The organism is Streptomyces katrae (assembly GCF_000717655.1).
Taxonomy (GTDB): Bacteria; Actinomycetota; Actinomycetes; order Streptomycetales; family Streptomycetaceae; genus Streptomyces; species Streptomyces katrae_B.
In genome coordinates this window covers 61,301-73,395 of record NZ_JNZY01000019.1, presented here as the reverse complement: position 1 = coordinate 73,395, position 12,095 = coordinate 61,301, and the positions used below count along the sequence as shown (strand labels likewise).

Annotated in this window: 8 protein-coding genes and 1 pseudogene; 4 read left to right on the top strand and 5 right to left on the bottom strand. The window is 72.6% G+C overall.

Going from position 1 to position 12,095, the window contains the following annotated elements; all coding sequences use genetic code 11:
- Positions 1-128: 128 nt before the first annotated feature.
- Positions 129-1,484 carry an MFS transporter gene (locus IF09_RS0123015; RefSeq protein WP_324606858.1) on the bottom strand — a complete coding sequence of 452 codons (1,356 nt, stop codon included), beginning with the start codon at positions 1,482-1,484 and terminating at the stop codon, positions 129-131.
- Between the two features lie 25 nt (positions 1,485-1,509).
- Positions 1,510-1,947 (bottom strand): MarR family winged helix-turn-helix transcriptional regulator, encoded by a 438-nt coding sequence (locus tag IF09_RS0123010; RefSeq protein WP_030156888.1) that lies wholly within the window; start codon positions 1,945-1,947, stop codon positions 1,510-1,512.
- A gap of 118 nt (positions 1,948-2,065) precedes the next feature.
- Between IF09_RS0123010 and IF09_RS0123005 the strand changes: the two genes are divergently transcribed.
- The gene (locus tag IF09_RS0123005; protein ID WP_030156886.1) at positions 2,066-2,248 is read left to right on the top strand and encodes a hypothetical protein; all 183 of its coding nucleotides are present in this window, start codon (positions 2,066-2,068) and stop codon (positions 2,246-2,248) included.
- A gap of 75 nt (positions 2,249-2,323) precedes the next feature.
- Here the strand turns inward: IF09_RS0123005 and IF09_RS42395 are convergent.
- Together IF09_RS42395 and IF09_RS0122995 are read right to left on the bottom strand one after the other, a co-directional pair.
- Positions 2,324-2,494, bottom strand: a pseudogene (locus IF09_RS42395) (VapC toxin family PIN domain ribonuclease); the annotation flags it as partial.
- A 195-nt stretch (positions 2,495-2,689) separates the two neighbouring features.
- Positions 2,690-4,147, bottom strand: a complete 1,458-nt coding sequence (locus IF09_RS0122995; RefSeq protein ID WP_030298635.1) for an NCS2 family permease — start codon at positions 4,145-4,147, stop codon at positions 2,690-2,692.
- 149 nt (positions 4,148-4,296) lie between these two features.
- On the opposite strand from IF09_RS0122995, the gene IF09_RS0122990 reads away from it, so the two are divergent.
- From IF09_RS0122990 to IF09_RS0122980, 3 genes are all read left to right on the top strand, one after another.
- Entirely contained in the window at positions 4,297-4,596 is a 300-nt protein-coding gene (locus tag IF09_RS0122990) for a DUF2530 domain-containing protein (RefSeq protein ID WP_030298633.1), read from the top strand.
- A 156-nt stretch (positions 4,597-4,752) separates the two neighbouring features.
- A complete protein-coding gene (locus tag IF09_RS0122985) occupies positions 4,753-7,224 on the top strand; it encodes a cation-translocating P-type ATPase (protein ID WP_030298631.1) in 2,472 nt (823 codons plus the stop codon).
- A gap of 13 nt (positions 7,225-7,237) precedes the next feature.
- The gene (locus tag IF09_RS0122980; RefSeq protein ID WP_078613389.1) at positions 7,238-8,671 is read left to right on the top strand and encodes an MFS transporter; all 1,434 of its coding nucleotides are present in this window, start codon (positions 7,238-7,240) and stop codon (positions 8,669-8,671) included.
- 151 nt (positions 8,672-8,822) lie between these two features.
- Here IF09_RS0122980 and IF09_RS0122975 read toward each other — a convergent pair whose 3' ends face one another.
- Entirely contained in the window at positions 8,823-12,002 is a 3,180-nt protein-coding gene (locus tag IF09_RS0122975; RefSeq protein WP_418953068.1) for a sacsin N-terminal ATP-binding-like domain-containing protein, read from the bottom strand.
- Positions 12,003-12,095: the final 93 nt, after the last annotated feature.

Sequence of the window (12,095 nt, the reverse complement as noted above, 5' to 3'; positions counted from 1 at the left end):
GCGCAGTCCGGGTGCCGCAGCGTCGGCGGGGGCTCCGCCCCCGGCCCCTCCCCCTCACCGCGCTGGGGGTACCGCCGGCGCCTCGAACGCCGGCGGGGCCGGATGTGCCGGCCCCGCCGGATTGCTGCTCACGCCGCCGCGACCAGCTCGCGGGGGCGGGGCGTCGGGACGAACGTGACTCCGCGGCGGGTCACGCTCAGGCGGAGGTTGCCCACGCGGGAGAGGATCACCGCGATCGTCACGGCCGCGGCCAGCGAGACGAGTCCGCCCGCGGCCATGCCGATCCGGGCCCCGTACGTGTCCGTCACCCAGCCGACGAGGGGTGCACCGATCGGGGTGCCGCCCGTGAACACCATCATGAACAGGGCCATCACCCGCCCCCGCATCTCGGGGTCGGTGGCCATCTGGACGCTCGCGTTGGCGGTCACGTTGACCGTCAGCCCGAACATCCCGATCGGCACGAGCAGCGCCGCGAACAGCCAGAACCCGGGCGCGAAGGCCGTCACGATCTCCAGTGCGGAGAACAGCAGGGCCGCCGCGACCAGCAGCCGCAGCCGCGAGTTGCCCCGCCGCGCCGCCAGCAGGGCACCCGCCAGGGAGCCCGCGGCGATCAGCGTGTTGAAGAGCCCGTACGTGCCCGCGTCCCCGTGGAACACGTCGCTGACGAACGCCGACAGCCAGATCGGGAAGTTGAACCCGAAGGTGCCGATGAAGCCGACCAGAACGATCGGCCAGATCAGCTCCGGGCGCCCGGCGACGTAGCGCAGACCCTCCCGCAGCTGCCCCTTGGCGCGGGGCTGCGGCTCGATCGGGTGCAGTTCGCGCGTCCGCATCAGCAGCAGACCGGCGACGGGCGCGGCGAAGGACAGTCCGTTCAGCAGGAAGGCCCAGCCGGAGCCGACGGCAGTGATCAGCACACCGGCGACCGCCGGGCCGATCAGCCGCGCGGACTGGAAGTTGGCGGAGTTCAGGCTGACGGCGTTGGCGAGCTGCTGCGGACCGACCATCTCGGAGACGAACGTCTGCCGTGCGGGGTTGTCCACGACGGTGACGAGTCCGAGCAGGAAGGCCGCGAGGTACACGTGCCAGACCTGGACGTGTCCGGCCAGGGTGAGCACGGCGAGTGCGATACCGGTCAGGCCCATCAGGGATTGCGTGGCGATCAGCAGCGGGCGCTTGGGCAGCCGGTCCGCGAGTACGCCTCCGTAGAGGCCGAACACCATCATCGGCAGGAACTGCAGCGCGATCGTGATGCCGACGGCGGAAGCCGAGCCGGTCAGGGACAGGACCAGCCAGTCCTGGGCGATGCGCTGCATCCAGGTGCCGGTGTTGGAAACGGCCTGTCCCGTGGCGAAGAGCCGGTAGTTCCGGATCTTCAGCGAGCTGAACATCGAGTTGTCCGTGCCCGCGGTGCGCGTCGTGCGCGCGGTGCTAGTGGTGGATGTATGGCCGGGTGCGGAGTCTGCTCCGTTTCCCGTACTCAAAAGCTTCGCCTCCTGGCGTCGTCTCCTACAGGTGCGCGAGCTTCTCCAGGACGGGCGCTGCCTCGCGCAGCTTGGCCCATTCGTCCTCGGTGAGCTCGGCCGCGAGCCCGGCCAGGAAGGCGTTCCGCTTGCGACGGCTCTCCTCGAGCATCGCTTCGGCCTCCTCGGTCTGGGTGACCACCTTCTGGCGGCGGTCGTCCGGGTGCGGCTGCAGCCTGACCAGTCCCTTGGCCTCCAGCAGCGCGACGATGCGCGTCATCGACGGCGGCTGGACGTGTTCGCGCCGGGCCAGCTCACCGGGGGTGGCCTGGCCGCACCGGGCGAGGGTGCCGAGGACCGACATCTCGGTCGGGCTCAGCGATTCGTCGACGCGCTGGTGCTTGAGGCGCCGGCCCAGCCGCATGACGGCGGAGCGGAGGTCGTTCACGGCGGCAGCGTCGTCGCCATGGGTAAGGTCGAGCATCTCTTTAGACTACCTCATTACTCTGGCTAAGGAATGCCACTTGAGTGAGTCACTCGTACGGGTGAGTCGGCAGCGGAAAGTGACACGCGTCCACGGCCCGTGCCACGACTCTTTCGGCATGGGGACACACGTGCTGAGCATGCGCATAGACGGGGAGCTGCTCGACCGCCTCCGGACTCATGCCGCCAAACGCGGAATGAGCGTCCAGGACTATGTCGTCCGGACGCTCATTCGCGATGACTTCGACGAGCGCTTCAAGGCGGCGGTCGACGAGACGGAGAAGTTCTACGGGCTCACGTGAGGCGCGCCGACCGGCCGGGACCCTCACGGCCGGGCCGGTAGCCCGGCTCCGGCGTCCGTTCCGCCCGCCTCGCGCTCAGTCGGCGGTGCCCGACGGGACGACCCGGCGGGCGGCCTGCCCGGTGATGGCCGCGATCATGTCGTAGTCGCCGTCGTGGTGCAGGACGGTGACTCCATGCCGCTCCGCGGTGGCGGCGATCACCGTGTCCGCCATGGACAGGGCTCGGTGGTTGCCCCGGAACAGGGCGAGGTGTGGGGCCGCACCGTCGGCTTGCCCCAGCGGGCCAGAGCCGACTTGTCGATCAGGTAGCGCTCCCGGGTCACGCCGCAGCCGACTCGTCCGGCCCGTCGAGGAGGTTGAAGGTCTTCCCCCCGGCGACGGCCACGGCCCCGTCCTCCGGGGAGGGCGGGGCCGTGGGCCGACCGGAAGGGGTGGGCGGCCTTACGTGAGGCCGAGGGCCGGCATCGCGTAGTAGAAGACGAACACCGCCGACACGACGTACATGGCCGCCGGGACCTCGCGGCCCCGGCCGGTCGCCAGCCGCAGCACGCAGAAGCTGATGAAGCCGAAGCCGATGCCGTTGGTGATCGAGTACGTGAACGGCATCATCACCATGGCCAGGAAGGCCGGGACGGCGATGGTGAAGTCGCTCCAGTCGATGTCCTTGACCGAGCCCGCCAGGATCAGGAAGCCGACCGCCACGAGCGCGGGGGTGGCCGCCTGGGACGGGACCATGGTGGCGAGCGGGGTCAGGAACAGCGCCACCGCGAAGAGTCCGCCGGTCACGACGTTCGCCAGACCGGTACGGGCGCCTTCCCCGACGCCGGCCGTGGACTCCACGAAGCAAGTGGTGGCGGAGGACGAGGTGGCGCCGCCGGACGCGACGGCCAGGCCGTCGACCAGCAGGACCCGGTTGATGCCGGGGAACTCGCCGGTCTTCTTGTCGATCAGCTTGGCCTCGTCGCCGACGCCGAGGATCGTCCCCATCGCGTCGAAGAAGCAGGACAGCAGCACGGTGAAGACGAAGAGGATGCCGGTCAGCATGCCGACCTTGCCGAAGCCGCCGAACAGGCTGACCTGGCCGACGAGCCCGAAGTCTGGCGCGGCCACCGGGTTGCCCGGCCACTCGGGCACGGTCAGGCCCCAGCCCGAGTCGGGCAGGCCGGCGATCAGCTGGACGGCGACGGCGATCACGGTCATGACCACGATGGAGATCAGGATCGCGCCGGGCGTCTTGCGGATCAGCAGGGCGAGGGTCAGCAGGACGCCGACGACGAAGATCAGCACCGGCCAGCCGTGCAGGTGGCCGGCCGTGCCGAGCTGGAGCGGCACGGTGGTGTGCGCGGCGTCCGGGATGCGGGTGACGAAGCCCGAGTCGACCAGGCCGATCAGCATGATGAACAGGCCGATGCCGATCGCGATGCCCTTGCGCAGGCCCAGCGGGACGGCGTTCATGACCCGCTCGCGCAGGCCGGTGGCGACCAGCAGCATCACGACGAAGCCGGCCAGGACCACCATGCCCATGGCGTCGGGCCAGCTCATGCGCGGGGCGAGCTGGAGGGCGACGACGGTGTTCACGCCGAGGCCGGCCGCGAGCGCGATCGGGACGTTGCCGATGACGCCCATGAGGAGCGTGGTGAAGGCCGCCGTCAGGACGGTGGCGGTCACGAGCTGGCCGCCGTCGAGCTGGTGCCCGTACATGTCCTTCGCGCTGCCCAGGATGATCGGGTTCAGCACGATGATGTAGGCCATCGCGAAGAAGGTGGCGAAACCGCCGCGCACCTCGCGGGCGATCGTCGAGCCGCGCTCGGAGATCTTGAAGTAGCGGTCCAGGCCGGAAGTGCCGTGGGGGGCGGGTTCCGGGAGGGTGGGCGCGGGGGCGGGGGCCGACGTGCTCATGCGGTCCTCTGGGTCCTCATCGCGGGGGCAGTGGGGGATTCATACGAAGAAAATGGGCCATGCCCACACCGTTTCAGTATGAACACATGAACGAAAGCCCGTCCATCTCCGCGCGTAGACCCCGTTTCCGCGCACCTAGACTTGAGGGCATGGCGAAATGGACTGCGAAGCACGAGGCGCCCGAGCCCCTCGAGGGCCCGATCGTCGCGACCGTCACCGGCGGCACGATCATCTGGTTCGCCCTGTTCCTGGTCCAGCTCCCCTTCTACGGCTGGTTCGCCGACCGGGACCTGCTGTGGTGGGTCTGGTGCTGCGCAGCCGGCGGCGTGCTCGGCCTGATCGGCCTCTGGTACGTCCGGGGCCGGGACGCGGCGCTGAAGCGGCACGCAGCTGCGCGGGCCGCGGGGGACGGGGAAAGCGGCGCGGGCCCGGCGCCGCGCACCGGCTGACGGCAGCCGGGTCGCCAGCGCCGGCATGCGAGCCCCCGCTCCGGTGGCCGGGCGTCCGGTACGTGCCCGACCGGGGGACGATCCGGGTCATCCCGAAGTCGGATCTTCGGACTTCTCGGCGGGTGAAGCCGTAGAACCCCCTTTACCGTCGAAAGCATGACGCAGCGGGCAGACATCGAACCCGACGGCTCCGAGCCGGCGGGCAGCAGGGGACCCGGCGGCGCGGCCATCGACGCCGGAGCCGAGCTCGACCCGGTGCACCCGGTCCGGCCGCCCGCGCCCCGGTTCAAGCCCGACGGTCTGACCACCGCCGAAGTCGCCGAACGCGTCGCGCGCGGAGCCGTCAACGACGTGCCCGTCCGCAGCAGCCGCTCCACCGCCGACATCGTCCGCGCCAACGTCTTCACCCGGTTCAACGCCATCATCGGCGTGCTCTGGGTGATCATGCTCATCGTCGCGCCGATCCAGGACAGCCTCTTCGGCTACGTGATCCTCGCGAACACCGGCATCGGCATCATCCAGGAGATGCGGGCCAAGAAGACCCTGGACAGCCTCGCCGTCATCGGCGAGGCCAGACCCAGCGTCCGCCGCGACGGCCGGACCGCCGAGATCTCCACCTCCGAGATCGTCCTCGACGACGTCATCGAGCTCGGGCCGGGGGACAAGGTCGTCGTCGACGGAGCCGTCGGCGAGGCCGACGGCCTGGAGATCGACGAGTCCCTGCTCACCGGCGAGGCCGACCCCGTCCTGAAGAAGCCCGGCGACCCGGTCATGTCCGGGTCGTTCGTCGTCGCCGGCGGCGGTGCGTTCACCGCCACCAAGGTCGGCCGCGAGGCCTACGCCGCCCAGTTGGCCGAAGAGGCCACCCGCTTCACGCTCGTCCACTCCGAGCTGCGCTCCGGCATCTCCACCATCCTCAAGTACGTCACCTGGATGATGATCCCGACCTCGATCGGCCTGATCATCAGCCAGCTCGTCGTCAAGGACGACAACCTCAAGGACGCCATCGCCCGCACCGTCGGCGGCATCGTCCCGATGATCCCCGAGGGCCTGGTCCTGCTGACCTCCGTCGCCTTCGCGATCGGCGTCATCCGGCTCGGCCGCAAGCAGTGCCTGGTGCAGGAACTGCCGGCCATCGAGGGCCTCGCCCGCGTCGACGTGGTCTGCCTCGACAAGACCGGCACCCTCACCGAGGGCGGCATGGACGTCACCGAGCTCCGCCCGCTCGGCGGCGCGGAGGACACGTACGTCAAGAAGGTGCTCGGCTCGCTCGGCGAGTCCGACCCGCGCCCCAACGCCAGCCTCCAGGCGATCATCGACGCCTACCCCGTCAGCGCCGAGTGGCGCTGCACCGAGTCGCTGCCCTTCTCCTCCGCCCGCAAGTACAGCGGCGCCAGCTTCAGCGAGGGCGACGGCGAGAACAACACCTGGCTGCTCGGCGCCCCCGACGTCCTCCTCCCGGTCGGCGACCCGGCCCTCGACGAGGTCAACGAGCTCAACGAACAGGGCCTGCGCGTCCTGCTGCTCGCCAAGGCCGCGCGCGAGCTCGACGACCCGGCCGTCGGGGCCGGGGCCCGGCCGACCGCCCTGATCGTCCTGGAACAGCGGCTGCGCCCCGACGCCGCCGACACCCTGCGCTACTTCGACGACCAGAAGGTCCACGCGAAGGTCATCTCCGGCGACAACGCGGTCTCCGTCGGCGCGGTGGCCGGCAAGCTCGGCCTGCCGGGCGCCGAGAACACGGTCGACGCGCGCAAGCTGCCGGCCGAGCAGGCCGACATGGCCAGGATCCTCGACGAGAACGCCGTCTTCGGGCGGGTCACCCCGCAGCAGAAGCGCGACATGGTCGGCGCACTGCAGTCCAAGGGCCACACGGTCGCCATGACGGGCGACGGCGTCAACGACGTCCTGGCCCTCAAGGACGCGGACATCGGCGTGTCGATGGGCTCCGGCTCGGAGGCCACCCGCGCGGTCGCGCAGATCGTCCTCCTGAACAACAGCTTCTCCACCCTCCCCTCGGTGGTCGCCGAGGGCCGCCGGGTCATCGGCAACATCACCCGGGTCGCCACCCTCTTCCTCACGAAGACCGTCTACTCGGTCCTCCTCGCGATCCTGGTGGTCTGCTTCCAGGTCGAATACCCCTTCCTGCCGCGTCACCTGACGCTGCTGTCCACCCTCACCATCGGCATCCCGGCGTTCTTCCTCGCCCTGGCCCCGAACAAGGAGCGCGCGAGGCCGCACTTCGTGAAACGGGTGATGCGGTACGCGATCCCGGGCGGAGTGATCGCGGCAGTGGCCACCTTCGTGACGTACGTGGTCGCCCGCCACCACTACACGGGCCCGGAAGCCCTGAACGCCGAGACCAGCGCGGCGACGCTGACGCTGTTCCTGACCTCGATGTGGGTCCTGGCGATCATCGCCCGCCCGTACACGTGGTGGCGGGTCGCCCTGGTCGGCGCGATGGGCGGGGCGTTCCTGATCGTCCTCGTCGTCCCGTGGCTCCAGGACTTCTTCCAGCTGAAACTGGTGGGCACGCAGCTCCCCTGGACGGCGGTGGCCATCGCGGCGGCGGCATCGGTCCTGATCGAGTTCACGTTCCGCTGGGTCGACCGGAAGTTCCCGGCCTAGTCCGGAGGCCGACATGGGCCGGGACCGAGCGACAGCGACCCTGGCGCTGCTGTCCTTCGCCATGCTGGTCGTGTCGCTCGACCAGTACATCGTGGTGGTGGCGCTCCCCGACATCGCCCGGGACCTGGGCTACTCCGCGCAGACGCTGCAGTCCGTCATCAGCGCCTACGCGGTGACCTCCGCCGGCTTCCTCCTGTTCGGCGGCCGAGCCGCCGACCTGCTCGGACGGCGACGCGTGCTGGCCGCCGGCCTCGGGCTGTACACCGCCGCGGCGCTCGCGGGCGGCCTCGCGACCGGGCCCGGGATGCTGCTCGCCGCCCGCGCGGTCCAGGGTCTCGGCGGCGCACTCGTCTTCCCGACCACCCTGGCCCTCGTCAACACCACCTTCGCCGAAGGCCGGATGCGCAATCGCGCCCTGGGCATCTGGGGCGGTGCCGGAGCGGCGGGACTCGTGATCGGGGTGCTGCTCGGCGGCCTCCTGACGCAGGCCTTCGGCTGGGAGGCGGTGTTCCTGGTCAACGTCGCCCTGGCGGGACCCGCGCTGCTGCTCACCTTCGTGGTGATCCCGCCGGACGGCCCGCGCGAGAGGGGCCGCACCTTCGACCTGCCCGGCGCGCTCAGCGTCACCGTGGGCGTCACGCTGATCGTGTTCGCCCTGGTCCAGGGACCTGCCCTCGGCTGGCTCTCGCCGGGCTTCCTCGGCAGCGCGGCGGCGGGCCTGCTGCTGATCGCCGCCTTCGCCGTCATCGAGCGGCGCAGCCACGACCCGCTCATGCCGCCCCGGCTGCTCGCCAACCCCCACCTCGTCACCGGCGTCGTCATCGCGTTCATGTTCATGGCGACGTTCGGCTCGGTGCTCTACTTCCTGTCCCTCTACTTCCAGGAAGTCCTCGGCTACGACGCCCTGCAGACCGGCGCCGGCTTCCTCATCCCCACGGCGGTGGTGGTCGCCGGCTCGACGACGGCCGGCCGGCTGGTGACGCGGTTCGGCCTCAGAACCACGTTGACCGCAGCCCTCGCCGTCGGCGCACTCGGTGCCGTCGCCCTCGGCTTCGCCGTCGCGCCGGACGGCTCGTACACCGACCTGATCCCCGGCCTGGTGGCGCTCAGCATCGGCGACGGCATCGTCTTCACCACCATGTTCATCACCGCCGCCACCGGCGTCCCGGACCGGGACCAGGGCACGGCCTCGGGCATCGCCTCCACCGGCTCGGGCGTGGGCGCGGCGGTCGGCCTCGCCGTCCTCGTCCTGATCGCGACCGCCGGTCTCGACGACCTCTCCGGTGAACGGCTCCGCGCCGCCACCGCCGAGGGGATCAGCACCGCCCTCTTCGTCGTGGCGGGCGGCATCGCCCTGACCTTCCTCACGGCCCTGACCCGCTGCCCGACCCCACCCGAACCGCCCCCGACCCCCACGCCCGTCCCGTACCAGACCCGCCGCTGCTGACGGCCACTTCGCCTTCACCCTGACCTCGTCCCCGTCGGCGACGGGCTCTGCGGTCAGTCACGAGGCATCCGTCGTGGTTTCCGGCTCGGAGTGCGCCCCGTTTCGGGGAGGGGGGCGGGAGAGGGGGAGGGGGACAGCCGGTCCGGCCGACTCAGTCGAACCAGCGGTCGCGGGCGAGTTCTGCCGTGCGGGAGGGGTCCTCCAGGAGGGCTGCCACCTCGAAGCGGCGGGGCCACTGGCCCGCCGACCAGGCCAGGCCCGCCGCCACGCCCTCGAGGGTGGAGGCGTGCAGGGTGCCGTCGGGGGTGCGCCGCCAGTCGAGTTCCACGCCGCCCGCGATGAGCTCCTCGTGCTCCAGGTAGGTCTCCGGCGTCGAGGGGCCCAGGAGGATCCGGACCGACTCCGGCACCTCGTGCTCCTCGCCCGGGGTCGTCACCGCCGCAGGGACCGTCTCCGAGACGCGGCGGACCTGGAGCAGCTCCGCCAGGTCGGCCGCGCGGGCCGGGGCCACCGGCAGCAGGGGGAGGCCCGCCGTGAGCGGCAGCAGGTCCGGGGCGTCCGCGATGAGCGCGTCCGCCGCGTCGACCACGACGACCTCGCCGTCCACCACCGCCCGCAGCTCGTCCGGGAGCGTGACCTGCTCGGGGTCCAGATCGGCCAGGGCCCCGTACAGGACGTGCAGTTGGCGGTCCGACACCTCGCGGTCCGGGTCGGCGAGCCGGCCGAGGAGCTCGGCGGCGCCGCCGGGCTCGTCCAAGAGCGCCGGCACGGTCGTACGTACGCCCAGCGCCCGCAGGACCTGCTCGTCCTCGAAGCCCGTGGCGTCCGCCGACGTGTACAGGCCCGCCAGCAGCGGGTCACCGCCCGCCGCGCGCAGACCCGCCGGGCGGCGGCCGTCGAGGACCGGGTGGTCGCGCAGCCACCAGGCGGTGTACGGGCGCACCGACTGCGTGGTGCCGTCCGGGAGGAGGATCCTGACGGGCTGGGTCAGGGCGTCCCGGAGCGGCGGCCGGGCCAGCATCGCCAGGGCCTGGGGCCAGCAGTCGTCGTCGACCAGGTCGAGGTCCCGGACGGCGACGAGTTCGGTGGCCACGGGCGGCAGCGGCGTGTCCGGGAGCTGGTCGAGGACGTCCTCGCACCACACGTCCACCGCGTCCAGCAGGCCCGCGTCGTCGGGCTCGGCGAAGTCGCCCTCGCGAGGCTCCAGTTCGTCCGGGTCGAGGACCACGTCGGTGGCGCGGACCAGCTGGAACTCGGCCAGCACCCCGCAGGCGGTCAGCGGCTGCGCACCCCAGCGGTCGGCCAGTTCGGCGTCCACGTAAGGAACTTCGTCCTCGCGGATCACCGAGGCCAGCGGGGAGCCCGGCAGCAGGAGCTCGCCCGCGGGCGTGAGCTCGCCGTCCTCGTCCGGGAGGGCCAGCGCGCCCAGCCACGGCTCGTCGCCCGGCGCGAGGTCGGCGTCCCGGACCAGGCCCAGGACCACCTCGGCCAGCTCGTCCGCGTCGAGGGCGTCCTCGTCCCAGATCTCCCCGGCGTCGAGGGATGCGGCCACCGCGGCCCGTACCTGCGGGGTCGTCAGGACCGCGCGGGGCGTCGCCGGGAGCGCGCCGAGGCGCTCCAGCAGCGGGTGCGCCGCGTCCGGGTGGGCCACCTTCAGGCCCATCCGGGCCAGGTCCTTCGGGGTTTCGGCGTCGGGCAGCAGCACGTGGCGCGGGCCGATCGTGGTCCGCCCGTCGGCCAGCGGCACCGGCAGGCCCGAGAGCCGGTCCGGGTCCACCCCGGCCAGGGTGTCGTACAGCCGGTGCCACCACTCCGGGCCGCGCTCGATGCCCGCGATCCGCTCGATGGCGTCGCCCAGCGGCAGCCGGCCCACGCCCAGCGTGCGCAGCTCGGGCCGGCGCTCCAGCCCGGCGGGGAGCAGGGTCGGCAGCACCTCGGAGAGGACCCGTACGGTCTCGGCGCCGGCGCCCTCCACCACCTCGGCCTCGAAGGGGCGCAGGGCGGCCCGCTCCTCGGCGTGCTCGGCGTGCTCGGCCGGCGCCGCCGGGGCGAGGAAGGCCGTACGGGGCAGCCGCTGCAGCACGGCGGCGCGCAGCGCCCCGTCCAGGACGCCCTTGCCCAGCGGCCCGGGTACGAGGTCCACGAGCGCGGTGGTCACCGGGTCCCAGGCGCCCAGCAGTTCGGCGTACGCGTCGGCCGCGCGCTCCACGAGGAAGTCGGTCAGCGGCCCCGGCGCGGGGTGCCGGCGGGCGGTGTCCAACGGCAGCGTCGCGATGAGCAGGGCGGGGATGCCCAGGGGCTCGTCGGTCGGGGTCGGCGCGTGCACCACGGGCGCGGTGGCCGGGCGTACGGGAGCGCCGTCGGTGTCGACGGGCACGGCCCAGGACACCGTCCAGGTCGGCCGCAGCCGCTCCTCGACCGGCCGGTCGGCGAGCAGCGCCCGCTCGATGGGGCCGCTGTGGCGGACGGTGCGCCAGCGCCGGGTCTCGCCGCCGGCGCCGCCGGCCGAGTCCTCGATGACGGTGTACGCGCCCTCGTCGCGGCGGCGCAGCGTACGGGTGCCCTCCTCCGGGGTCTCCACGAGGATCTCGGCCAGCCCGGGCAGGGTGAGCAGCAGCGCGTCGTCGATGCCGGCCAGCAGCCGCTGCACCAGGTCCCCGGCGGCGGCGTCGCGCAGCGGGAGGACGACCACGGTGTCGTAGCCCTCGGGGGCGGTGCCCTCGGCGGGCAGCGGCAGCCGCAGCAGCGGGACGTGCCCGTCCCGGCGGCGCAGTTCGTCGCCGAGGCCGGGGCTGCCGTTGGCGGCGTCGCGGGCCAGTTCGCGGGCCTCGGCCAGGGACCACCGGACACCGCCGTGGCGGCCGAGTACGGCGGGCTCGTCGGAGACCGCGAGGACGGCCGCGAAGCCGACGCCGAAGCGGCCCACGGTGTCTCCCGAACCGGTGGACTCCCGCTTCGCGGAGGCACGCAGGGTGCTCAGCGACTCCACGCCCGTCGCGTCCAGCGGGGCACCGGTGTTGGCGACGGCCAGCACCGCGTGCCCGCCCTCGCCGGGGTGCAGGGTGAGCCGGAGCCGGCCGGGCACGCGGGCCCGGGCCGCGGCGTCGGCCGCGTTCTGCGCCAGCTCGACGACGAGCCGGTCGCGGTAGCCGCCGAGGGCCAGGTCCTCCTCGGCGTTGGCGTCCTCCCGGAAGCGGGCCGGGCCCGCGCCCCAGGCGTCGAGCACCCCGCGCCGCAGCCGGGCCGTGCCGAAGGGGTCCACGCCACCCTGGGCCGCCGTCACTCGCACGCTCACGCCGCTGCCTCCAAGCTGTCCTGCACTGCACTGCATTCACCGAATGCCGAGGCCATGAAGGTATCGCGTGCGGCCCCCGGCGGTCGGGGCGGCCGGGCCCGTGCCGGGGAACGACGGAGCCCCCGGCGA